At 70.7% G+C, this 22,774-nt stretch carries 22 protein-coding genes; 13 read left to right on the top strand and 9 right to left on the bottom strand.

The window, feature by feature from the left end:
• Positions 1 to 51: 51 nt before the first annotated feature.
• Together D7Y11_RS17140 and D7Y11_RS17135 are read right to left on the bottom strand one after the other, a co-directional pair.
• Positions 52 to 594, bottom strand: coding sequence for an FHA domain-containing protein (locus D7Y11_RS17140; RefSeq protein WP_120579434.1), 543 nt, complete (start codon positions 592 to 594; stop codon positions 52 to 54).
• Positions 595 to 658: 64 nt separating this feature from the next.
• Positions 659 to 2,392, bottom strand: a complete 1,734-nt coding sequence (locus D7Y11_RS17135) for a chromosome segregation protein SMC (RefSeq protein ID WP_126934215.1) — start codon at positions 2,390 to 2,392, stop codon at positions 659 to 661.
• Positions 2,393 to 2,421: 29 nt separating this feature from the next.
• On the opposite strand from D7Y11_RS17135, the gene epmA reads away from it, so the two are divergent.
• From epmA to D7Y11_RS17120, 3 genes are read left to right on the top strand one after another with little or no spacing between them, the layout of a single operon-like run.
• Positions 2,422 to 3,435 carry an EF-P lysine aminoacylase EpmA gene (gene epmA / locus D7Y11_RS17130; RefSeq protein WP_120579432.1) on the top strand — a complete coding sequence of 338 codons (1,014 nt, stop codon included), beginning with the start codon at positions 2,422 to 2,424 and terminating at the stop codon, positions 3,433 to 3,435.
• A complete protein-coding gene (locus D7Y11_RS17125; RefSeq protein ID WP_233597283.1) occupies positions 3,435 to 4,172 on the top strand; it encodes a 1-acyl-sn-glycerol-3-phosphate acyltransferase in 738 nt (245 codons plus the stop codon). The genes epmA and D7Y11_RS17125 overlap by 1 nt, the downstream gene beginning before the upstream one ends.
• The gene (locus D7Y11_RS17120) at positions 4,169 to 4,894 is read left to right on the top strand and encodes an inorganic pyrophosphatase (RefSeq protein ID WP_120579430.1); all 726 of its coding nucleotides are present in this window, start codon (positions 4,169 to 4,171) and stop codon (positions 4,892 to 4,894) included. Before D7Y11_RS17125 ends, D7Y11_RS17120 begins: the two co-directional genes overlap by 4 nt.
• A gap of 84 nt (positions 4,895 to 4,978) precedes the next feature.
• Here D7Y11_RS17120 and D7Y11_RS17115 read toward each other — a convergent pair whose 3' ends face one another.
• Positions 4,979 to 5,653 (bottom strand): MmcQ/YjbR family DNA-binding protein, encoded by a 675-nt coding sequence (locus D7Y11_RS17115; protein ID WP_126934214.1) that lies wholly within the window; start codon positions 5,651 to 5,653, stop codon positions 4,979 to 4,981.
• A gap of 199 nt (positions 5,654 to 5,852) precedes the next feature.
• Between D7Y11_RS17115 and D7Y11_RS17110 the strand changes: the two genes are divergently transcribed.
• Both D7Y11_RS17110 and D7Y11_RS17105 read left to right on the top strand, forming a co-directional pair.
• Positions 5,853 to 7,298, top strand: a complete 1,446-nt coding sequence (locus tag D7Y11_RS17110; RefSeq protein ID WP_120579429.1) for a nicotinate phosphoribosyltransferase — start codon at positions 5,853 to 5,855, stop codon at positions 7,296 to 7,298.
• A 42-nt stretch (positions 7,299 to 7,340) separates the two neighbouring features.
• The gene (locus D7Y11_RS17105; protein WP_126934213.1) at positions 7,341 to 8,309 is read left to right on the top strand and encodes a nicotinamidase; all 969 of its coding nucleotides are present in this window, start codon (positions 7,341 to 7,343) and stop codon (positions 8,307 to 8,309) included.
• 13 nt (positions 8,310 to 8,322) lie between these two features.
• Here D7Y11_RS17105 and D7Y11_RS17100 read toward each other — a convergent pair whose 3' ends face one another.
• From D7Y11_RS17100 to D7Y11_RS17090, 3 genes are all read right to left on the bottom strand, one after another.
• The gene (locus D7Y11_RS17100; RefSeq protein WP_126934212.1) at positions 8,323 to 9,438 is read right to left on the bottom strand and encodes a glycerate kinase; all 1,116 of its coding nucleotides are present in this window, start codon (positions 9,436 to 9,438) and stop codon (positions 8,323 to 8,325) included.
• 82 nt (positions 9,439 to 9,520) lie between these two features.
• On the bottom strand, positions 9,521 to 10,015 hold the full coding sequence (locus D7Y11_RS17095) for a YkgJ family cysteine cluster protein (protein ID WP_120579426.1): 495 nt from the start codon (positions 10,013 to 10,015) through the stop codon (positions 9,521 to 9,523).
• Positions 10,016 to 10,079: 64 nt separating this feature from the next.
• The gene (locus tag D7Y11_RS17090; RefSeq protein WP_233607315.1) at positions 10,080 to 11,354 is read right to left on the bottom strand and encodes a class I SAM-dependent rRNA methyltransferase; all 1,275 of its coding nucleotides are present in this window, start codon (positions 11,352 to 11,354) and stop codon (positions 10,080 to 10,082) included.
• 59 nt (positions 11,355 to 11,413) lie between these two features.
• Here D7Y11_RS17090 and D7Y11_RS17085 point away from each other — a divergent pair, with 59 nt between their 5' ends.
• Positions 11,414 to 11,965, top strand: a complete 552-nt coding sequence (locus D7Y11_RS17085) for a hypothetical protein (RefSeq protein ID WP_126934211.1) — start codon at positions 11,414 to 11,416, stop codon at positions 11,963 to 11,965.
• 92 nt (positions 11,966 to 12,057) lie between these two features.
• Positions 12,058 to 12,624, top strand: a complete 567-nt coding sequence (locus D7Y11_RS17080) for an FxsA family protein (protein ID WP_120578616.1) — start codon at positions 12,058 to 12,060, stop codon at positions 12,622 to 12,624.
• Here the strand turns inward: D7Y11_RS17080 and D7Y11_RS17075 are convergent.
• Together D7Y11_RS17075 and D7Y11_RS17070 are read right to left on the bottom strand one after the other, a co-directional pair.
• Positions 12,596 to 14,644 carry a FecR family protein gene (locus D7Y11_RS17075; protein ID WP_126934210.1) on the bottom strand — a complete coding sequence of 683 codons (2,049 nt, stop codon included), beginning with the start codon at positions 14,642 to 14,644 and terminating at the stop codon, positions 12,596 to 12,598. The two genes, D7Y11_RS17080 and D7Y11_RS17075, sit on opposite strands and share 29 nt — an antisense overlap.
• On the bottom strand, positions 14,631 to 15,299 hold the full coding sequence (locus D7Y11_RS17070; protein ID WP_121754983.1) for an RNA polymerase sigma factor: 669 nt from the start codon (positions 15,297 to 15,299) through the stop codon (positions 14,631 to 14,633). Before D7Y11_RS17070 ends, D7Y11_RS17075 begins: the two co-directional genes overlap by 14 nt.
• 235 nt (positions 15,300 to 15,534) lie before the next feature.
• On the opposite strand from D7Y11_RS17070, the gene D7Y11_RS17065 reads away from it, so the two are divergent.
• Positions 15,535 to 16,743, top strand: a complete 1,209-nt coding sequence (locus D7Y11_RS17065; protein WP_121754982.1) for a Dickkopf N-terminal cysteine-rich domain-containing protein — start codon at positions 15,535 to 15,537, stop codon at positions 16,741 to 16,743.
• Between the two features lie 17 nt (positions 16,744 to 16,760).
• On the opposite strand, the gene D7Y11_RS17060 is transcribed toward D7Y11_RS17065, so the two are convergent.
• A complete protein-coding gene (locus D7Y11_RS17060) occupies positions 16,761 to 17,747 on the bottom strand; it encodes a class I SAM-dependent methyltransferase (RefSeq protein ID WP_126934209.1) in 987 nt (328 codons plus the stop codon).
• A 51-nt stretch (positions 17,748 to 17,798) separates the two neighbouring features.
• On the opposite strand from D7Y11_RS17060, the gene D7Y11_RS17055 reads away from it, so the two are divergent.
• From D7Y11_RS17055 to D7Y11_RS17035, 5 genes are all read left to right on the top strand, one after another.
• Entirely contained in the window at positions 17,799 to 18,560 is a 762-nt protein-coding gene (locus D7Y11_RS17055; RefSeq protein WP_121754981.1) for a crotonase/enoyl-CoA hydratase family protein, read from the top strand.
• A 63-nt stretch (positions 18,561 to 18,623) separates the two neighbouring features.
• Entirely contained in the window at positions 18,624 to 19,769 is a 1,146-nt protein-coding gene (locus D7Y11_RS17050; protein ID WP_126934208.1) for a cystathionine gamma-synthase, read from the top strand.
• Between the two features lie 87 nt (positions 19,770 to 19,856).
• The gene (locus tag D7Y11_RS17045; protein WP_126934207.1) at positions 19,857 to 21,686 is read left to right on the top strand and encodes a discoidin domain-containing protein; all 1,830 of its coding nucleotides are present in this window, start codon (positions 19,857 to 19,859) and stop codon (positions 21,684 to 21,686) included.
• Between the two features lie 70 nt (positions 21,687 to 21,756).
• A complete protein-coding gene (locus D7Y11_RS17040; protein WP_120578608.1) occupies positions 21,757 to 22,206 on the top strand; it encodes a MaoC family dehydratase in 450 nt (149 codons plus the stop codon).
• An 88-nt stretch (positions 22,207 to 22,294) separates the two neighbouring features.
• Positions 22,295 to 22,753 carry a hypothetical protein gene (locus D7Y11_RS17035; protein ID WP_126934206.1) on the top strand — a complete coding sequence of 153 codons (459 nt, stop codon included), beginning with the start codon at positions 22,295 to 22,297 and terminating at the stop codon, positions 22,751 to 22,753.
• Positions 22,754 to 22,774 lie beyond the last annotated feature (21 nt).

Raw genomic sequence — 22,774 nt, 5'->3', positions numbered from 1 at the left:
TGACGCATGAGGGCCCTGTCTCCTGCTTGGGAGGCGGGGCCTTCGCGCGTTTCAGGGGGCGGGTGTGCCCGGCACGGCGAGGCGCAGCTGTTCGTGCAGCGTCTCCGCGCGCAGGTAGAGGAACTGCACGTCGCCGAAGGCCAGCGTGGCGCCGTCGTGGAGCATCACCTGGGCCTTGAAGCCCAGGGGCGCGCCGTTGATGAAGGTGCCGTTCATGGACTGGGCGTCGCGCACGGAGAAGTCCCCGGCGCCCGCGTTCCAGCGCAGGGTGGCGTGGTGCTGGGAGACGGAGGGCTCCGGCACCATCAGGTCGCACGCGTCGGTGCGGCCCACGGTGAACTCCTCGCCGTCCTGGTTCGGCTGGAGGAAGTGCACCTCCAGGTTGTCGAAGTCGCGCAGCATGGCGAGCAGCCGCTCCTCCATGCGCGAGCGGTGCGCCATCCCCACCGTGCGCATGCCCACCATGCCCGGGGCCACCACGGCCTTGAAGGCGGCGTCCACGGGCTGCTGGATGAGGGCGATAGCGCCGGACGCGGCCCGGAAGGACTCCAGCGAGGCGCCCGCGAAGGGACGGAGCTGTTTCACGGACACCATGGCCCTGGACCCTACGTGCAACCGGCGGGGACGGGAAGGGCCCGGTGGGGCGTCGAGGCCATGCCTACGAGGCCAGCGGCGTGGCCTGGGCCCGGGGCATCTGGGGTACCGGGGCCGGCGCCGGCGCCGGCGGTGGGGCCGGCTGCGCGGGCGTGTCGTCCAACCGGCGCAGGTCCAGCTTCATGGGCACCTGGAGCGTGGTGCTCAGCCGCAAGAGCAGCACGTCCGGCGCGAGGCCGTTCTCGCCAATCGCCTGCGTCACCTCGCGCGCGGAGGGCGCGGTGCCCCGGGCCCAGAGCTCCTTGAGGAACGCGCCCGCCTCCGGTGCGCGCCACCACGCCGGGCCGAAGCGCGCCTTCAGCTGCCCCTGGAGCTGCCCCGCCAGGAACCACGCACGGAAGCTGTCCGCGGACTGGTAGAAATCCTCCTGGTCCACGAGGTAGCGCTCCACGTCGTCCGCGGTCATGGGCATGGCGCCCGTGCGCGCCATCAGCGCACGGTACAGTTCGCGCGGGTCCACGTCCGTGCGGCGGTGCAGCTCCAACTGGTAGAGCAGCCGGCCCGCCGCGTGGCGGATGAGGTACAGCTTGTGCGCGCTGGAGGTCGCCAGGTACTGGGCGCGCTTGTCGGCATCCCCCAGCACTCCCGCGTTCTCCTCCAGCCACACCGGGTCCTCCAGCAGGTCCTCGAAGAGCGCGGAGTACGCCTCGCCCACGGTGGGGTTGCCCAGCCGCGCCAGTTCGAAGCGCTGCTCCTGCGTGAAGGCCATGTGCAAGAGGTGCCCCACCTCATGCAGCACGCGGCCCTGGTGCAGCACTCCCGTGCCCGGCTTGAAGGACAGCCTCACGTCGGACGGCACCTTCACCGACAGCGCCAGCGGGCGCGGGTTCTTCCGCGGCAGGTCGCGCGCGTCCACCTTCACGTTGGGCAGCGCGTTCAGGTCGATGCCCAGCCCCGCCACCGTGGCCTGCGCCTTCGCCAGCGACTCGCCCTTGGGGAACGCGTCCTCCACCTCGCGCGAGCGGAACAGGCGCGGGATGTCCGCGCGGGTGATTTGCGCGAAGGGCAGCCCCAGCTCGCGCTGGGAGAGCCGCTCCATCACCAGCCGGTACGGTTCCTGGGTGGCCTGGAGCACCTCTTCCGCCAGCTGCGCCAGCCGCTCCAGGTCCGCCTGCCGCAGCTCGCTGCCGAAGGCCTCGTAGGACTCGAAGCCCATCTGCTGCACCAGCTCGCGGGTGCGTGACTCGCGGCGCAGCAGCGTCTGGTTGAGGCGGGTGAGCGCGGGCGTGGCCGCCGCGTAGAGCGCCTTGCGCCTGAGGGCGCTCTTCTCGTTGGCGAGCAGCCGCTCCAGGTCGTGGTAGCGCACCTCTCGCCCGTCCACGCTCATCTTGAGGGACGCCTCCAGGTTGGCGGAGGCGTCGTTGTGCTCGGCCAGCTCGCGCGACAGGAACTCACCGGCGAAGTGACCGTGGAGCGCGGTGAGGGCGCGCAGTTCGCGCGGGTCCTTGGTCAGGTGCCGCAGCCGGTCGATGCGCCGCAGGTGCTCCAGGCTGAAGAGCGCCTGCTTGCCGCTGTAGGTGGCGGCGATGTCCACCGGTTTGCCCTCCGTCCAGAAGTCCCAGACGAGCCGGTGCTGCTCCTCCAGGAGGAGGGCGGCCTCCGTGGACAGGGCGTTCACTTCGCCGGTCAGCAGTTCTTCCTCGCTGGGAGGGGGGACCACCACCGGGGGCGGCGCCTTGTGACAGGCGCTCAGCAAACACATGGCGGCGGCGAGGAGGGACGGAATCCTTGGGGACATGGGCCGCCCATGTTACTTCCGACCCGCCGATGCCCAACGTAAACCCATGGCGAGCGGCCCGAGGGCGCCAGGGCCTCTACTCCGCCCTGCGACAGTTCTTCGCTGGCCAGGGTTACCTGGAAGTGGAGACGCCGCTGCTCGTGCCCACGCCCGGCATGGAGCCGTACATCTCCGCCTTCGAGACGCCCTTCGTCCCGGAGACGGACCTGGGCAAGGCCCGCACGCTCTACCTGCACACCAGCCCCGAGTACGCGATGAAGCGCCTGCTCGCGCAGGGCGCGGGGCCGCTGTTCCAGATCTGCAAGGTGTTCCGGAACGGCGAGGTATCCCAGACGCACAACCCGGAGTTCACGCTGCTGGAGTTCTACCGGCCGCACGCGGACTACCACGCCATCATGGACGACCTGGAGGGCGCGCTGGCGGCGGCGGGCCGGGTGGCGGCGGACGCGAAGGAGGGTGACCCTGTCGCGGACCCCGCCTTCTTCACGCGCACGCCGTACGAGCGCGTGACGGTGCGGGACGCGGTGCTGCGCGCCACGGGCGTGGACATCCACGTGCACTCGGACGGCGCGTCGCTCAAGCGGGCCGCGGACGCAGTGGGCGTGCACACCGGGAGCTCCACGTCCTTCGACGACGTCTTCTTCCACCTCTTCCTGGAGCGGGTGGAGCGGGGGCTCGGCCACGAGCGGCCCACCTTCCTCATCGAGTACCCCGCGTCCATGGCGGCGCTGTCCCGGCTGAAGCCCGGCGACGGCCGCGTGGCGGAGCGGGTGGAGCTGTACGCGAAGGGGCTGGAGCTGGCGAACGGCTTCTCCGAATTGACGGACGCGGTGGAGCAGCGCGCGCGGCTGGTGGAAGAGCAGGAGCTGCGCCGCAAGCTGGGCCGCGCCGTGTATCCCCTGGACGAGCGCTTCCTGGAGGCGGTGGGCCGCATGCCCCCCGCCGCGGGCATCGCCGTGGGGCTCGACCGAATCCTGATGCTGCTGCTCGGGGTCCAGCGCATCGAGGACGTCCTCCTGTTCCCCGCACACGGGTTCGTCTGATGCTCAAGGTGCTCCAGACGGTGTTCGCTGGCACGGCCACGGTGGGCCTCACGGGCGTGACGTCCGCGGCGGTGACGCTGCTGTCCGGGTTGGATCAGCACCCGGCGGCGGACAAGGTGCTGCGCGCGTGGGCCCTCTCGGGGCTGGCGTCCGCGGGCGTGAGGCATGAAGCCTTCGGCCTGGAGAACGTCCCCAGGGAAGGCAACGTCGTCTTCGTGAGCAACCACCAGTCGCACTTCGACGCGATGGTGAACTTCGCGCACATCGACAAGCACACGCGCTACGTCGCCAAGGCGGAGCTCTTCAAGGTGCCGGTGTTCGGCCGGGCCTTGCGCGTCGCGGGCAACATCCCCGTGCAGCGCACCGGCGGCGCGAATGACCGGGCCCGGCTCCAGGAGGCCGTGACGGCGCTGCGCGAGCGGGTCAGCGTGCTGTTCTACGCGGAGGGCACGCGCAGCCCGGATGGCGAGCTGAGGCCCTTCAAGAAGGGCGCCGCCACGCTGGCCATCCAGGCGCAGGTCCCCGTCGTCCCCATGGCCGTCGCCGGCACCCGGCTCATCCTCCCCAAGGGCGGGCGGGCCATCCAGTGGGGCCAGCGGGTCGCGCTGGTGGTGGGCAAGCCCGTGCCCACCGAAGGGCTGACGTTGGATGACCGGGATACCCTTACCCGCCGCCTGGAAGAGGCGGTGGCCGGGCTGTACGCCGAGGCGCGCGAGCGCTCGGGAGACCTTTCATGAAGAAGAGCACCCAGACCCAGTCGCAGGCCCACCCCTGGCATGGCATCTCGCCCGGGCCGGAGGCTCCTGAAGTCGTCACCGCGTACATCGAGATCGTCCCCACGGACGCCGTGAAGTACGAGATGGACAAGGAGTCCGGCATCCTGATGCTGGACCGGCCCCAGCGCTTCAGCAGCCAGTGCCCCACGCTCTACGGCTTCATCCCGCGCACGTACTGCGGCGAGCAGGTGGCGAAGCGCTGCGCGGAGCGCACCGGCCACAAGGACATCCACGGCGACGGGGACCCCATCGACATCTGCGTGCTGACGGAGAAGGTCGTCTCCAACGGCAACCTGCTGGTGCACGCGGTGCCCGTGGGCGGCTTCCGGATGGTCGACGGCAACGAGGCCGACGACAAGATCATCGCGGTGCTGGAGTCGGACCTCGTGTACGGCGAGCTCCAGTACATCGCGCAGCTGCCGCGCCCGCTGCTGGATCGCCTGAAGCACTACTTCCTCACCTACAAGCAGATTCCGGGCGAGGGAAAGCGCAGCGTCGAAATCGCGGAGGTCTACGACCGGCAGGAGGCGCTGGAGGTCATCCGCCGCAGCATGCGCGACTACGACAAGCTCTTCGTGGAGCCGGAGGCGAAGCCCGCGAAGAAGTCCGCGCCGGCCGCGCGCCGCAAGACGTCCGTGGCGAAGGTGGCGGCCAAGGGCCGCGGCAACCGGAGCGGGAAGTAGCCGCTTCCTGAAGTCACGACGCGCGGGAAGGGCAGGGCCCCGAAGGGCCCTCTTCCTTTCACGCGTGGGCCGTATGGGGCCCGCCTACGAGCGGCGGGCGCGCTTGGGCGCGGAGCTGGCGGCGCGCTTGCCCCGGGCCGGAGCGGGGGCCTTGCGAGCCGTCTTGGCCTTGGCGGCGGAGGCCGTCTTCGACACCTTCTTGGAGGCCTTCTTCGCCACGGTCTTCACGCGGGCGGCGGCCTTCTTGGCCACGGCCTTCACCTTGCCCACGACCTTCTTCGCGACCTTCTTCGCGGCCTTCTTCGCCGGGGCCACGGCCTGGCGTACGGAGGGCTTCTTGCCCGTGGCGGCCTTCTTGGCCGGCTTCGAGGCGGGGCCGGGGACGGCGGTGCCCCGGGCGGGGAGCTGGTCCACGAGCTTCTTCGGCGCGATGGCGCGATAGCTCTCGTCGATCCACGCCTTGATGACGGGCACCGGCACCTGCGAGGCCTCGTCGAAGTGGGCGGTCACCCAGCCGCTCTTTCCCAGGCCGTACTCGGTGGGCTCGGTGAAGGGCAGCGTGAGCGCGGCGTCCTTGGAGTCGGGCAGCTTGGCGGAGAGGTTCAGCTTCTCGCCGTCGACGGTCATGAAGAGGAAGGTCTTGTCATTGACCTTCATCGCGCGGTGGCCCCAGGGGAAGTCCTCGTGGGCGCCGGGGTAGCTCATCGCATGTTCGCGCAGTACCGCTTCGACCTTCTGCGTCTCGTTCTCTGCGGGCATGGGCACCTGGCTTCGTTGTGGGTCGGGACAGCTTAACCGCACCTGTCGCATCCAGCGTATTCCCCAATGTGTCGGTTGCTGACGGAAAGACAGGTGACGGGTCACCCGTGGTTTCCCGCATCCGTCGGAGCCCTTGGTCCTAGGTACGGGGTGGGGGGCACGCATAGTCTCGGGGTCAACGATAAGGAGTCGCTTCCCGATGCCCCAGTCCCTGCTCGCCACGGATGGCTACAAGTTCAGCATGGCGGAGGCCGGCTGGCCCCTGCGGAAGGAAACGTTCTACTACTCGCACCGCAAGGGCGGGCCCCAGGTGATGCCGCTGGACCTGGCGGCCTGGGTGAAGAACCTCCTGCCGGAGCCGCAGCCGGACGACTACGCGTTCCTCGCCCGCCACGACTACGAGATGGGCGTGGGCTTCAAGGCGGCCATCCTGCGCAAGGCGCAGCTGTCCGTGCGAGCCATTCCGCGGGGCGCGCTGTTCCTGCCGCGCGAGCCCATCCTCACCATCACGGGTCCCTCCGCGCTGGTGTCCTGGCTGGAGCCGATGCTGTTGCAGCTCAACTACCGCGTCCAGGTGGCCACGCAGGCGCTGCAGGACCGCGAGGCGCTGGCCCGGACGCTGGCCACGGTGACGTGCGAGGAGGAGAAGCGCATCGCCCTGGAGACGCTGGACCAGGTGGGTGTGCGGGCCGTGTCCATCCAGGTGGACCCGGAAGGTTACGTGCGGCGGGTGCGGGCGCAGGTGCAGGAGCTGGTGGACGTCGTCGAGGACCCCTCGCGCATCTTCGAGGTGGGCCTGCGCGCGGCGACCTGTCTGGAGCAGCACGAGCTGGCCCTGCGCGCGTGCCAGGAGGCGGGCGTGCAGCGCACGAGCAACGTGGAGGGCGCGCGCGTGCTGGGAATGATTCCCGTGGGCACCATGGGCCACGAGCACGTGCAGCGCTACGGCTCCGACGACGCGGCCTACCGCGCGATGCACGAGCGCCGGCCGCAGCGCTCCAGCTACCTGCTGGACACCTTCGACACGCTGACGTCGGGCATCCCCGCGGCGTTCAAGCTCATCGCGGAGGAGCCGCAGGGCGGGGACTCCATCCGGTTCGACTCCGGGAACAAGAAGCTCCAGTACCTGTACGCGGTGACACGCGCGCGCGACCTGGGCATCAAGCCGGTCATCATCCTGGAGGACGGCCTGGACGCGCAGATGACGCGCGAGTTCGAGGAGCTGCGCAAGCAGGTGGGCTGGGAGCCGACGACGCAGTTCTACGGCTACGGCGGCCACATCGTGGCGCGCACCATGTTCCATGCGCTGACGCGCGACCGGGTGGCGGCCATCTACAAGCTGTCGTGCTCGGGCGCGACGCCGGTGATGAAGTTCGGCAACGAGCTGGCGGAGGGCAAGCAGAGCGTGCCCGGGACGCCCATCGTCTTCCGCCGCCGCACGGGCACGGGGCCACTGGGACTGGTGGGGCAGGCGGGAGAGGCGACGCCCCAGGGCTACTTCCCGCTGATGGAGGCGGCACCGTCCATGCCGACGCTGGTGGGGACCGAAGGCCTGACGCCGGAGGAACAGCGCATCGGCTACACTGCCACCACGCAGGCGCTGGTGGAGTCCATCACCCGGCGCCACTTCCCGCAGGGCCGCTGACGCCAAGGGCGCGGTGGCGCTGAGGGGCCTGGAGAGCACGTCATGCCGCTGCCGCTTCCCCGGTTCCACGACGACGCACGTGTCGGCCAGCTCTACCTGGAGCGCGTGGCGGAGGTCTCCCAGGAGGCCTGGCGCTACGCCGCCGAGCACCGCGTGCGTCCGGCCCGCGAGGACAAGGTCCGCATCGCCGCGTTCGGCATCGACGCGCAGGTGGGCTTCTGCACCCCGGGCGCGAGCCTCTTCGTCCCGGGCGCGGTGGAGGACACGCAGCGCACGCTGCGCTGGCTGTACGCGCACCTGGACCGGCTGACGGGACTCGTCTTCTCGCTGGACACACACCGGGCCTTTCAAATCTTCCATCCGGCCTGGTGGAAGGACGCGGAAGGGCGTCCGCCCGCGCCCATGACGGTCATCAGCGCGAAGGACGTGCGGGAGGGCCGCTGGCGTGCGACGCGCCATCCGGAAGAGAGCCTGGCGTACTGCGAGGGGCTGGAGGCGAGCGGCCGGTACGTGCTGACCATCTGGCCGTACCACGCGCTGCTGGGCGGGCAGAGCCACGCGCTGGTGCCCGCGATGTACGAGGCGAGCCTCTTCCACGCCCTGGTGCGCGACACGCCCACGCACTTCGAGCTGAAGGGCGAGCACCCGCTGACGGAGAACTACTCCGTGATGGCGCCGGAGGTGACGGAGGTGAAGGGCCAGCGCGTGGGCGAGTTCAACGCGCGGCTGATGGAGCACCTGCTGACGTTCGACCGCGTGTACGTCTTCGGGCAGGCCAGCTCGCACTGCGTGCTGTCCACGCTGCGCGACCTGCAGCAGTACCTGGAGCGCACGGACCGCTCGAAGCTTCGGAACATCTACATCCTGGAGGACGCGATGAGCCCCGTGCCCGCGCCTCCGTTGGAGCCACTGCCTCCGGCGCTGGACTTCCCGCGCCTGGCGAAGGAAGCGCTGGCGGGCTTCAAGGCCGCCGGGATGCAGGTGGTGCGGACGACGGATCCGATTCCGTAGAGCTGCGCTGCCTCTACCGGCCCAGGTGCGCGAGTGCCCACTTCGCGGTGGCGTCGCGCAGCGTCTCCCTGGCGGTGGCGCCCGGGCGGGCCTGTCCGTTCAGCTCCACCACCTCGCGGAAGAGGGACAGCTCCGGTCCGTTGTCCCGCTGCACGACACCCGCGAAGAGCACCACGTGCGTGCCCTGCGCGCGCGCCAGCCTCGCGAGCGCCACGGGGCCCTTGCCCATGGACGTCTGCCGGTCGAAGCGGCCCTCGCCCGTGAGCACCAGGTCCGCGAGCAGCACGCGCCGCTCCATCCCCAGCGCCCGCGCCACCAGGTCATACCCGGACGTGAGCTTCCCGCCTCCGAGCGCCGCGAGCCCGTAGCCCAGGCCACCCGCCGCGCCCGCGCCCGGGAGGTTCGCGGCGTCCTCGTCCACGATGCGGCAGAACGTGGCCAGCGCCGTCTCCAGCTCCTCCACCGCCGCCGCGTCCGCGCCCTTCTGCGGACCGAAGAGGCGGGCGGAGCCGTCCGCGCCCAGCAGCGGCGTCGTCACGTCCGTGGCGATGAGCAGCTCCACCTGCTCCAGGCGCGGGTGCTTGCCGCTCGCGTCCACGCGCGAAAGCCTGGCGAGGCTCGCGCCCCCCGGCGGCAGCGGCGCCCCGTCCGCGTCCAGGAAGCGGAAGCCCAGCGCCTCCAGCGCGCCCTTGCCGCCGTCCGTGGTGGCGCTGCCGCCCAGGCCGACGATGAGCCGCTCGCATCCCGAGTCCAACGCCGCGCGCACGAGCTCCCCCGTGCCGTGCGTGCACGCGGCCCGCGCGTCCCGTTGGCTCGGCGGCACCAGCGCGAGCCCCGAGGCCTGCGCCATCTCCACCACCGCCGTGCGCCCGTCATCCAGCCACGCCCAGCAGGCGTCCACCGGCGTGCCCATGGGGCCGCGCACGATGAGCTTGCGGCGCTCGGCCCGCGGCGTGCCCGCGAGCAGCGCGTCCAGCGTGCCCGGACCTCCGTCCGCGAGCGGCGCGACGTCCAGCACCACGTCCAGCGAGGCCTGCCGCAGCCCCTCCGCCATGGCGTCCGCGGCTTCGGCCGCGCTCAAGGTGCCCTTGAACTCCTGGGGCGCAAGCAGCCAGCGTGGGGGGATCATGCTCGGGCACCTACGGGCTTGGACCGCGCGGACACGGGGGGACTCCGGTGGGCGCTCCGCCACCGCGTCTGCAGCATGGACGTCATCGTTCCTCCCGGGCCGGGGCGGTACTGACCCCGGCATACCATTCCAGGAGGGGACGTGGCCCCCGCAGCGACGGCATCACGCGTTGTGAAATCCGCTCCAACCGCAGGAGGAGCTTGGACACCTCGTCCGACGGCTGCCGGGCGGGGCCCTGGATGCGCTGACAGAAGAACGTGCGGCACCCGAACGGCCGGTCCGCGTACACGGTGCAGCGCAGGCCCGCGGCGTCCAGGTAGGGGCAGGCGCCGTCGGCGCGAGGGGACGGGAGGGGCTTGCTGCGCTTGAGCAGCTCCCACTCCGGGAGCCACAGCCAGGGCTGGCGCTTCGTGACGGCCAGCTGGCAGCACTCACCGCTCGCGGGGCACGAATACGGGGCATACGCCTCGTCCGCCTGGCGGTAGACGGTGCGTGTCTCCTGGAGGGCGCGCTCCAACGCCCGCGTCCCGGACGCGGGGGTCTCGTCGTCTGCGTCGTCCCAATCCCGGCGCGCCATGACTGAACCGTTCCCGCACGTCGGGGTCCGCTCGATGGACCCCTTGGATGGGTCCTACCCTATCTCACAACATGCGCAGAACGAAACATTTGAGGTAGCGCGTCTCGCGCAGGTTGAGGAGGACGGGGTGGTCGCGGCCGGCGCCGCGGCGCTCGATGATCTGCACCCGGCGCTTCGCGTCCGACGCCGCGGAGGCGAGCATCTCCTCGAAGCCCTGCTCATCCACGTGGTACGTGCAGCTCGCGGTCACCAGGATGCCGCCGGGGCGCAGGAGCTGGAAGGCGCGCAGGTTGAGCTCCTTGTAGCCGCGCAACGCCGCCGGAATCGCGTCCTTGTTCTTCGCGAAGGAGGGCGGATCCAACACGATGGTGTCGTAGCGCTTGCCCTCGTCCACCGCGTCGCGCAGGAAGTCGAACGCGTTGGCCGTCACGACCTCCAGGTTGGAGAGCTTGTTGGACTGGGCGTTGTCGCGCAGCTGCGCGGAGGCGGACTCCGAAATCTCCACCGCCGTGACGTGCTTGGCGCGCGTGGCCAGCTGGAGCGCGAACCCGCCCACGTAGCTGAAGCAGTCCAGCGCCTCGCCGAAGGCGTAATGCGCCGCCATCACGTGGTTCTCACGCTGGTCCAGGAACGCGCCCGTCTTCTGGCCCTCCAGCAGGTCCGCGCGCATGCGCACCAGGCCCTCGTCGAAGGACACGGGGCCCGGCGGCAGCGCACCGCGCAGCAGGCCCTTCTCCGGGAGGAGGCCCTCCAGGTGGCGCACGCTCACGTCGGAGCGGTTGACCATGCCCTTCGGGTGGAACTGCTCCTCCAGCAGGTCCGCGATGAGCGCCTTGCGCTGCTCCATGGCGGGGACCAGGAACTGCACGCTGAGGTAGTCGCCGTAGCGGTCCACCACGAGCCCGGGCAGGCCGTCCGCCTCGCCGTGCACCAGCCGGTACGTCGTCTCGCCGGGCAGCGCCAGCTTGCGCAGCGCTTCGGCGGACTGGAGGCGCTGGCGGAAGAAGTCCACGTCCACCGCGACGTCGTCGTTGGTGAGCCAGCGCAGCGAAATCTTGGACTGCTTCGAATAGAAGGCCTTGCCCATGAACCAGCCGCGGCCGTCCACCACGCGGACGACTTCACCGCCCTGGAGGCCGGGGTCGCCGTTGAGGTCCGCGCGGTAGATCCACGGCGGGCCCGCGAGCCACCGGTCGGAGCCGCGGCGCAGGAGCATCACCTGGGGCGTGCCGTCCGGGCCCAGCTCTGGCGACGTGCGGTCCGGCCGGAGCTTCTCGGGGCGATGGCCGTGCTTCTCCGGGCGCTGGCCGGGCTTCTCCGGGCGCTGGCCGGGCTTCATCGAGGCGTCTCGGGGGGAAAGAGGCGGGAGCAACCGCGCGGCGTATACTCGCAACCCACGTGAGTTACGAGTTGGTCCTTCAGGCGCGGACCCAGGGCGCCCCCTTCGACATGGCCCGGGTGGACGCCCTGCTGGCGGCACGCCCGGGGACCGACCGCTCGGACGGTGTGCGCGAGTGGGACCTGGGGGTGGGCACCGTGGAGGTGCTGCCCCTGCGCGACGGCAAGCGGGTGGTGGGCGCGGAGCTGCGCGTGCCGCTGGTGGACGGTGAAGAGCTCATCCGCGAGGTCCTCACGGAGGCCGCCGGGCTGGCCCACCAGGCTCAGCTCCGGCTATTCGACCCGCAGCTGGGAGAGGTCCTCACGGGCTCCGCCACGGAGCGGGTGGTCGAGCAGTACCTGCGCACGGAGCACTACCGGCGCACCGCGAAGCCCATGGAGATCACCCCCGGCCTGGCGGAGGCAATGGACCGGGCCGAGCGGGTGCAGTCGCTGGGCCTGCCGTCCGAGCGCATGTCGCTGTCGTCGCGGCTGGTGCTCTTCGCGGTGGGCGGCTTCGCCCTCCTCTTCTTCGTGATGCGCTTCCTGATGGAGAAGCTCAACGGGGAGTGAGCCGGGGGGCGCCGGGGACCCTGGAGGGCGGAAGACACGGCGTGTCCGTCCAGCAATGAGCGCTGGAGTGAATCTGGCGTTAACGTGCCAGCGTGCTCAAGGCCCTCGTCATCGTCTGCATCCTGTTGCCCCTGGCGGAGCTGTACCTGCTGATTACCCTGGGGCATCACATCGGGTTGGGGTCCACGCTCGCGCTGCTGGCGGTCTCCGCCGTGCTGGGGAGCCTCATCGCCCGGAGGCAGGGCGAGAAGGTGTTCCGCAACTGGCGCGAGGCCATGGCCGGCGGCGGCGTGCCCGAGGAGGGCCTGCTCAACGGCGTGCTGGTGATGGTGGGCGGCGCGCTGCTCATCGCGCCGGGGTTCATCTCGGACCTGATGGGGCTCTCGCTGATGGTGCCGCCGGTGCGCCGCTGGGTGACGGCGCGGGTGCGCCGCTCGCTGGAGAAGACGCTGCGGTCGGGCACCGTGCGCTTCACGCAGGTCGGGCCTGTTCCGGGAGTGGATCCGTTCGAGGAAGCCCGGCGCTTCGACGAGCAGGAGACGCCCGCGAAGGTGGAGCCCTCGCCCTCGGAAGAAGGCCCCGCCACCTTCCGCCGCCCCCGGAGCGAAGGGGGCGAGGTGGACGCGGAGTTCACCAGCGACGAGGAACCCCGGGGCTGACGGGTACGCGCTGGGGCGAGCCGTTCCAGCGAGGTGTCACGGGCGTGGGAGCCGGCATGGGCGCGGGGGCCTTCGCGGGGGCGCCGGGCTCGGGTTCGGCGGACATGCCCAGGGCGATGCGGGCCTCGGTGGCGTAGCGGCCGTTGGGGAACTCGCGGAGGTACTGGCGGAACTCGTCCTCCGCGTCCGCGGGCAGGTGCTGCCTGTTGAGGCAGCGGCCGCGCAGGATGCGGGCCTGTTCGCGGTGGTTCGTGCGAGGGCTGGCGGCGGCGATCTCCCCCAGTCCCACGAGGAACTGCCCGCACGTGGTGGGGGCCGTCTGCACCTTGGCGTAGCCGAGGAAGCGCTCGTCGGAGTCGTCCGACATCAGTCCGCCCGGAACGAGCGCTCCCAGCGTCTTGCGCTTGCGCGGCTCCGCGGGCGTGACCGGAGCCATGGAGGGAGCCTGCACGGCGCCCGGCACGGGCGCGGAGGACGCGAGCGAACCCGCTGAAGCGCCAGGGTAGGGCGCGAAGTCGTCGGAGGGGGTGGGCTCGCGCGGATGCACGGCCTGGGGAATCTCCGTGTTGGGAGCGTGCGCCTGGGCCAGGGCCTCGCCTGGCGAGGGCACCGCGGGGGCCTGGGCGACGGCGGTGCGAGGCGCCTCGGGAGCCGGAGCATCAGGCGTCTTCTGGGCGACGGCCTGCGACGGCGCGGCGTTGGTCTCTCCGGGCTGAGCCTCGGGCGCCTTCTGCGCGACGGCCTGCGACGGCGAGGCCTTGTTCTCCACGGGCGAGGTGCCAGGCGTGTTCTGGGTGACGGCCTGCGACGGCGAGGCCTTGTTCTCCACGGGCGGGGTGCCGGGCGTGTTCTGGGCGACGGCCTGCGACGGCGCGGCGTTGTTCTCCTCGGGCGGGGTGCCGGCCGCGGGCGTGCGCGCCTCCGAGGGCGTGTCGCGGGTGGCAACGGACGGGCTCACTTCGACGCGCGACGGTCCCTTCTTCGCTGGCACGACGCTCGCGACCGCTGCGCCGGGCTCCGCGGCCCGCAGGTCCCGGAACGCCTGCCGGTCTCCGGCGGAGAGCGCGCGAGGCTTCAAGGTTTCACCCGTGCCCGCGAGCTCCACGCGTTCGCCCGCGTCCACGAAGCGCGGAGGCTGACCCTCCGCGTCCACACGCACGCGCCCTTCGAGCACCGCCACCGCGGCTCCGGCCGCCGTGCGCTCCACGGAAAAGACCGTCCCCACGACGGACACCCGCAGGCCCGCGGACTCCACGAGGAACGCGTCGCGCCGCGCATGCGAGGCATTCACGGACAGCCGTCCCTGCTGGACGGTCAGGTGCACGGCGTTCGACTCCGCGCGGGCAAACACCACGTCCGAGCCCGCCGACAGACGCACGCGGCTCTCATCCGGAAGCCGCAGCACGGCCGACGCCTTCGGAGGCGTCCGCACCGCCATGCCCGAGCGCAGCCGCATCCCGGCCGCCAGCGCATGTTCCGCACCGGTGGCCTCCCGCACCACCGCGCCGGTGACGCGCTCCGCCTCCGTGGTGGACGCAGCCTCCGAATGAGCCGCGACCGCTTCCTGCTTCGCGGGCGCCACCTCTGGACGGGCCGCGACCGCTTCCTCCGTCGGAGCGTGGGAATCCTTCGTGCCGGAAACCGCCTCCGAAGGAGGAGTCCGCACCGCGACGGGCGTCGTGTTCCCGTCCTGCTTCCAGCGCGCCCCACCCAGCCACACCACCAGCGCGACGGCGCAGGCCCCCGCGAGCGTCATCGCCCAGGGCGACAGGAACCGCCGCTCGGGCACCGCCATCCGCTTCGCCGCGGCCGCCTTCAGCTTCGCCCCCGTCTCCTCCCACCGCACGGAGGGCTCCACGGAGCGCGCCGTGTGCAGCAGCGCCCGGGCCTCCACCACGCGCTTCCACTCCGCCGCGCACGCGGCGCACTCCGCCACGTGCGCCTCCACCCGGGCCTTGCCGGCGGCATCCAGCTCCCCCGCGGCCAGCGCCCACAGGGCCTGTGTCTCATGACCGGCCATGGGAACCTCCCACCGGCCGGGCGACGACCAGACGCTGCATGGCTTCGGTGAACTCCAATCTCGCGTGGTGCAGGCGGCTGCGCACGGTGTTGGGAGAGCTTCCCACGGCGAGGGCAATCTCGTCCGGGCTCATGCCGCACAGCTCGGCGTAGACGAAGACGATGCGCTTCTTGGGCTTGAGCTTCTCCAGCGCCGCCTCCACCAGCCGGGCGGCCTGACGACGCTCCGCGGCGCGCTCCGGGTCCTCCCCCGTCGCCACCATCTCCGGCGGGTCCGCGAAGGAGTCCTCCGGCCGGCGCCGCTTCCACCTCAGATGGCTGAGCGCCACGTTGGCGCACACCCGATAGAGGAACGTCTTGAAGCGAGACTCCCCCCGGAAGCCCTTCACCGCCGTGAGCAGCCGCAGGTAGGTCTCCTGAAGGAGGTCATCCACCTCCACGCGGTTTCCCACCAGGTGGCGCAGGGTGCGCGCCGCGTCCAGCTTGGTGGCCTCGTAGAGCTGCTCGAAGGCGGTCAGGTCCCCCTGCTGGACCCGCTGGACCAGGAGCCGCAGGCGGGCCTCGTCCGCGGAAGCCGGGCCACGCGCGTCCGCCACGTCCACGCCGGACTCCGGCGGGACCGCGGACGCCCACGTGCGCGCTCCTCGGCTGAACACCAGGCCTTCTCCTTCAGGGCGACGCCGGACGTCCCCTTCCTCCAGGAACGCCCTCCAGTCTGTAGTGGTGGTCCAGACGAGCACACTGCCTCCGTGCCCCTGGGTCTCCGGAGAGACGAAAAAAGATCAAAATTATTTGATCAATCTGGCCCCCTCTTGCGTCGAAGGCTCTCGAAATCGGATGACCCCCCCGGTGGCCGGTCCGGACCCATCCCCTTCTTTGGAGCCCCCACTCATGAGGAACATCACGCTTCGCGGCACATTGGTCGTGCCGTTCCTTGCGCTGTTAGGCCTGCTGTCGGGTTGCATCCTGGAGACGAACGGCGGCGGGTACTGGCCCGACGACGACTACGACTCCAGCTACGGCTGCTCCACCACGTCCGACTGCGGCTCGAACCAGTACTGTCACTCCGGTAGCTGCTGGGACCTGAACTCCGACTCCAAGAACTGCGTCTACTCCAGCGAGTGTCCCGGCACGCAGATGTGCATCAACGGCTGGTGCGCCCAGTCGTGCTACCGCGACTCGGAATGTGGCGCGAACGGCCGCTGCAAGGACAACTTCTGTACCTCCTCCGGCACCAAGCCGGACGCGGGCACCACGGACGGCGGCACCAAGCCGGATGCCGGCACCAAGCCGGACGCGGGCTCGGACGGCGGCACCAAGCCGGACGCGGGCACGGACGGCGGCACCAAGCCGGACGCGGGCTCCGACGCCGGCACCGCGGTCTGCCGGGTCAACTCTGACTGCGGCGCGGACCACTACTGCATCAACGGCGCGTGCCGTCAGCAGTGCGACAGGGACGACAAGTGCGGCCCGGGTGGCCTGTGCGTCCAGGGCCTGTGCCAGAAGCCGCCGACGGACCCGAACGCGTGCACCACGGAGGCCCAGTGCCCCTCGGGCCGCGACTGCGTGAACGGCCAGTGCCGTGCGCCCTGCTCCTCCACGACGGAGTGCTCGGCGGACACCAAGTGCGAAGTGGGCTACTGCCTGCCCATTCCGTCCGGCGGCCAGTGCACGGCGAACTGCGAGTGCCCGGCGGGCCAGGTCTGCAACAGCGGCCAGTGCAAGTCGCCGCAGCCGGACCCGGGCCAGGCGTGCCTCGCCAACTGCGACTGCCCCTCCGGTCAGGTGTGCACGAGCGGCTACTGCAAGGCGCCGGTGCCGGACGCGGGCTCGGGCAGCAACTGGTCCTGCACGGTGAACTGCGAGTGCCCGTCCGGTGAGGTCTGCACCAGCGGAAAGTGCAAGCTGCCTCCGCCGCAGCCGTCGAACGACGCGGGGACGTCCGGCACCGTGTGCCGCGCCAACTGCGAGTGCCCGGCGGGCCAGGCCTGCAACAGCGGCCAGTGCAAGCCGGTGAACCACGGCTCCGGCAAGGTCTGCCAGGCCAACTGCGAGTGCCCGTCCGGCGAGCGCTGCCAGGACAACGTCTGCTGGCTGTAGCCGTCAGCGGATGAAGCTCACCGCGAGGGGGCCACCATGCGCCAGCATCGGTGGATCTCCTTGCGGTGGAAGTCCTCGGGGATGGAGCGGGGGGTGATTTCCTCCACCTGCGCCATGTCCCGGGTCGCGGAGTCCTTCAGTTCGAAGCCCAGGAAGTTGGTGGAGAAGTAGAGGACGCCTCCGGGGGCCATGAGCGCCCGGAGGTGTTCCATCATCCGCACGTGGTCGCGCTGCACGTCGAAGTTCCCCGACATCTTCTTCGACGTGGAGAACGACGGCGGGTCGCAGACGATGAGGTCGTACTTGTCGTCCCCGTGCTTCGCCTGGTCCTCCATCCACGCCTTCGCGTCCGCGCGGATGAGCACGTGGCGCGGATCCGCCAGGCCGTTGAGGACCAGGTTGTCCTCCGCCCAGTCCAGGTACGTGTTGGACAGGTCCACGCTCACGCTGCCCGCCGCGCCGCCCGCCGCCGCGTACACGGTGAACGCGCCGGTGTAGGCGAAGAGGTTGAGGAAGTGCTTCCCCTTGGCCTCGCTGCGCACGCGAGCGCGGGTGTTGCGGTGGTCCATGAAGAGGCCGGTGTCCAGGTAGTCGCCCAGGTTCACCCAGAACTTGAGGCCCTGCTCCTCCACCACCAGCCGCTCGCTGCCCTCTCCCACGCGGCCGTACTGCGAGCGGCCCCAGGGCTGGGGAGTGTGCGTCTTCACGGACGTACGCTCGGGCGGCACGGCCAGCACGGCGGTGACGGCGGCGAGCACCTCCGCGCGGTCCGCGTCCGCGTTCGCGCCCTTCGCGTGGGCCTTGCGGCGCGGGAACTCCACGACGTGGGCGTGGTCGCCGTAGACGTCCACGGCGTAGGAGTACTCGGGGATGTCCCGGTCATAGACGCGGAAGGCGGTGAGCCCCTGCGCGCGGGCCCACTTGCGCAGGCGCTTCGCGTTCTTGCGCAGGCGGTTCTCGAACATGCCCGCGCCCTGCGTCTCCTGATTGCCTTCGTCCGCCATGGCTCCCCTCATATTGCAGGCCGCCCCGGGGGCGGGGGAAAACCACGGCCCATGAGCGTGCGCGTCGAGAAGAACGGCCCCGTCACCACCGTCATCCTCCACCGGCCGGAGGTCCGCAACGCGGTGGATGCCGACACGGCGCGCGAGCTGGCGGACGCCTTCCGTGCCTTCGACGCGGACCCCGACGCGCGCGTGGGCGTCCTGTACGGCGACGCGGGCACCTTCTGCGCGGGCGCGGACCTGAAGGCCGTGTCGGAAGGGCGCCTGCTGCGCCTGGAGCCGGACGGCGACGGGCCCATGGGGCCTTCGCGCATGCGCCTGTCCAAGCCGGTGGTGGCGGCCATCAGCGGCCACGCGGTGGCGGGCGGCCTGGAACTGGCGCTGTGGTGCGACCTTCGCGTGGCGGAGGAGGACGCGGTGCTGGGCGTCTTCTGCCGGCGCTGGGGTGTGCCACTCATCGACGGAGGCACCGTGCGCCTGCCCCGGCTGATTGGCCTGTCGCGCGCCCTGGACCTCATCCTCACCGGCCGCCCCGTGTCGTCTGCCGAGGCGCTGGGCATGGGCCTGGTCAACCGCGTGGTGCCGAAGGGCGAGGCCCGGAGCGCCGCGGAGGCCCTGGCCGCTCAAGTCGCCGCCTTCCCCCAGGCCTGCATGAACGCGGACCGGGCCTCCGCCTATGCCCAGGGCGACCTGGCCTTCGAAGACGCGATGCGCCAGGAGTTCCAGGGCGGGGTGAAGGTGCTCCAGTCGGAGTCCATCCCGGGGGCCACGCGCTTCGCGAAAGGGGCGGGCCGGCACGGCCGCTTCGAGTAGGACGACTCCGGGACAGGCCGGGGACGCTGCGCGGCCGGTGGGACTGTGTTAGTTCGCGAAGCCATGCGCTTCGACACGCTCGCCATCCACGCCGGCCAGGAGCCGGATCCCACCACCGGCGCCATCATGACGCCCGTGTACCTGACCTCCACCTACGTCCAGGACGGACCGGGGGAGCACAAGGGCTACGAGTACAGCCGCACGCAGAACCCCACGCGCAAGGCGCTGCAGGACTGCCTGGCCGCGCTGGAGGGCGCGAAGTACGGCGCCGCGTTCGCGTCCGGCCTGGCCGGCACGGACATGCTGATGCACATGCTGGAGGCCGGTGACCACGTCATCGTCTCCGACGACGTGTACGGCGGCACCTTCCGCATCTTCGACAAGGTGTTCAAGCGCTCCGGCCTGAACTTCTCCTTCGTGGACCTCTCCAAGCCGGAGAACTTCGAGGCGGCCATCACCCCGAAGACGAAGATGGTCTGGGTGGAGACGCCGACGAACCCGATGCTCAAGCTCATCGACCTGGCGCGCATCGCCGAGGTCGCCAAGAAGCGCGGCATCATCTCCGTCGCGGACAACACGTTCATGACGCCGTACTTCCAGAAGCCGCTCGACCTGGGCTTCGACGTCGTGGCGCACTCCACGACGAAGTACCTGAACGGCCACAGCGACGTGGTGGGCGGCTTCGTCTGCACCAGCCGCGATGACATCGCCGAGCGGATGTACTTCCTGCAGAACGCCGTGGGCGGCGTGTCCGGCGCCTTCGACAGCTTCCTCGTGCTGCGCGGCGTGAAGACGCTGCACGTGCGCATGGACCGCCACGCGCAGAACGCGATGAAGGTGGCCCAGTACCTGTCCACGCACAAGCAGGTGAAGAAGGTCACCTACCCGGGCCTGGAGACGCATCCGCAGTACGCGCTCGCCAAGCAGCAGATGACCGGCTTCGGCGGCATGCTGACGTTCGACATCCACGGCGGCCTGGAGGCGGCGCGCACCTTCCTCAAGACGGTGAAGGTCTTCGCCTGCGCCGAGTCCCTGGGCGGTGTCGAGTCCCTCATCGAGCACCCCGCCATCATGACCCACGCCTCCGTCCCCAGGGAGATGCGTGAGAAGCTGGGCATCCTGGACGGCTTCATCCGCCTGTCCGTCGGCATCGAGGACGCGCAGGACCTCATCGACGACCTCGCGCAGGCGCTCGACCGCGTGAAGTAGTCCCCGGCGCTCGCTCGCGCTCCAGGCGGCCTGGCCTGCCCTCCGGGGCAGGGGGAATGTTGGTTGGTACACAACGTTTCCGGCGCGATGCGTAACCGACTGCTTGGCCCCACCTGCCTCCTGGGCGCGTGGCTCGCGACTGGCTGCGAGTCTCCGCCCGTTCCCACTGACTCCGACGTTCCTCCGGCCGCGCTGCCGGAGTCGCTCTCCGCGTCCAACTGCAATCAGCTCGTCACGAAGACGGTGACGGCCAGCGGTGACGACGGCAACGTTCCCGGCAACACGCAGGACGACAACCTCTCCACGCGCTGGAGCGCGCAGGGGACGGGCGTCTGGCTCCAGATGGACCTGGGCTCGGCGCAGACGCTCACGGGCACCACCATCGCGTGGCACCGGGGCAACGAGCGCCAGAACCACTTCGTCGTCTCCACGTCCACCGACGGCGGCACCTTCACCCAGGCATACGCGGGTGACAGCGCGCTCAATGCGTCCGCGCAGACGGTGGCGTTCTCCTCGCGCAGCGCGCGCTACGTGCGCATCACCGTCAACGGCAACACGGTGAACGACTGGAACTCCATCGCGGAGGTCCGTGCGTGCGCGGCCAGTGCGCCGCCGTCCTCCAGCGACTCCGGCCCCACGCTGCCGCGCCTGCCATACCTCCAGAGCGTGAAGCAGACGTCCGCCATCGTGGCCTTCCGCACCGCGAGCACCTGCAACCCCACGGTGCGCTACGGCGAGGGCACCAGCCTCACGTCCTCCGTCAGCGCGGGCATGTCCGGCACGCGCCACGCGGTGAAGCTGGACGGCCTGTCCGCGGGCCGCACCTACGGCTACGTGGTGGAGGCCTGCGGCAGCAAGACGGGCCTGCGCGGGTTCCAGACGTCCACGACGTCCTCGGCCCCCAAGGCGCACTTCACCGCGATGGGTGACTTCGGCACCGGCGGCAGCATGCAGGCGAAGGTGATGGCGGTGATGAACACGCCGCAGTGGCGCTCGGAGCTGCTGCTGGCCCTGGGCGACAACGCGTACCCGAACGGCACGGACGCGGAGTTCCAGGAGCACCTCTTCAAGCCCATGGCCGGGCTGCTGCGCGAAGTGCCCATGTTCGCCACTCCCGGCAACCACGAGTACGTGACGAACCAGGGGCAGCCCTACCTGGACAACATGTACCTGCCGGCCAACAACCCACAGGGCTCCGAGCGCTACTACTCCTTCGACTGGGGCCCGGTGCACTTCATCTCCCTGGACTCCAACTGCGCGGTGGGCCTGGCGTCCGCGGACCGGTGCACGCTGGCGGCGCAGAAGGCGTGGGCGGAGTCGGACCTGGCCGCGAACACGCGTCCGTGGACGGTGGCCTTCTTCCACCACCCGTCGTGGTCCAGCGGCGAGCACGGCTCGCAGCTCACCATGCGCCGCCAGTTCGGCCCGTTGTTCGAGAAGTACGGCGTGGACCTGGTGCTCACCGGGCATGATCACGACTACGAGCGCAGCAAGCCCATGTACGGCGACAACGTGGCCTCCGGCACCCAGCGCGGCATTCCGTACCTGGTGGTGGGCAGCGGCGGCGCCACGCTGAGGCCCTTCGCCACCAGCCAGCCCGCGTGGACCGCGCTGCGCGACAACCAGGCCTACGGCTTCCTGGATGTGACGGTGGACGGCGGCACGCTCACCGCGCGGCTGATCACCTCCAGCAACACCGTGCGCGACACGCTGACGCTCAAGAAGACGTTGGCCAAGGCTTCGGTCCGCGGCGTCCAGGCCAGCGCGCTGGAGGCGGATGAAGCCGCGGCGGAGGAGGCGCACGACACGCCGCCGGGCCCCACGGACGACCGCGCGGAGCCGGCCTTGCGTGGCCCCGTTCCGCCCGCGGACACGCCGGAGTCCGTGGCCGACCCTGAAGAGCCGCTTCCGCAGTAGCCGCGAGACCCGCCGGAGGGTAGGGAAGGGCTGAACCGCCGGCGGGCCCGGCACCCACAGAAGGGACACCATGCGCTACTTCGAGGACTTCCCCGTCGGCGAAATCATGGAGCGGGGGCCGTACGTGGTGACGCGCGAGGAGATCATCGCGTTCGCGCGCCAGTTCGACCCCCAGCCCTTCCACATCGACGAGGACGCCGCCGGCAAGAGCATCTACGGCGGCATCATCGCCAGCGGCTGGCACACCGCCGCCATCTGCCACAAGCTCATGGTGGAGGGCCTGCTGGGCCAGGCCGCCGGCATGGGTTCGCCGGGCCTGGACGAGCTGCGCTGGAAGAAGCCGGTGCGCCCCGGTGACTCGCTGCGGATCCGCATCGAGACGCTGGAGGCGAAGCCCTCCACGAGCAAGCCGGACCGCGGCGCGCTCAAGCTGCGCCTTGAGGTCGTGAACCAGAATGGCGAGGTGGTGATGACGGAGGTGGCCAACGCCCTCTTCGCTCGCCGCCCTCCGTCCCCCTGACGGTTCAGTCCCTTTTTCCGCGCCGGGGAACCCACACTTTGAGTTCCGGGGCTGACCTGGGTTACCAATACGCCCAAAGGAGAAGCCCATGTCCAACACCAATGAGGTCGTTCCTCCTCCGGCGCCCAGCCGGCTGAAGCGTCCCGTGGAAGTGGTGCGCGCGGAGCTGCTGGCGGATGCCGACGTGCAGCAGCAGGCGGAGATGCTGAAGATCCCCGTCGCGCAGTACGTGGAGAAGATCCTCGACTACGCCATCCACCCGGACAAGCCGCCCCAACTGGAGATCATCCCCGACGAGGAGCTGAAGGCGCGCGACCCGAAGATCCCCACGGTGGAGGAGATCGGCACCCACCTGCAGAAGATCATCGACGGGGAGATCGCCATCAGCCCCGCCCAGCAGCGCGACGGCTTCAGCAGCGACAAGAGCCACGAGCAGCGCTACAGCGCCGCGCTGGGTGCCACCGCCAAGCCCGGCCAGCCTGTGGCCGCCAAGCCCGGCGCCGCCGTGGATCCGGCGGAAGCCAAGAAGGGCCCCATCCGGGGCTGAAACGTCCCTCCAAGGCCCTGG

The sequence above is a fragment of the Corallococcus sp. AB018 genome, from assembly GCF_003986945.1.
GTDB classification, from domain to species: domain Bacteria; phylum Myxococcota; class Myxococcia; order Myxococcales; family Myxococcaceae; genus Corallococcus; species Corallococcus exiguus.
The sequence above is the reverse complement of the archived record's forward strand: the minus strand, read 5'-3'. Positions and strand labels throughout refer to the sequence as shown.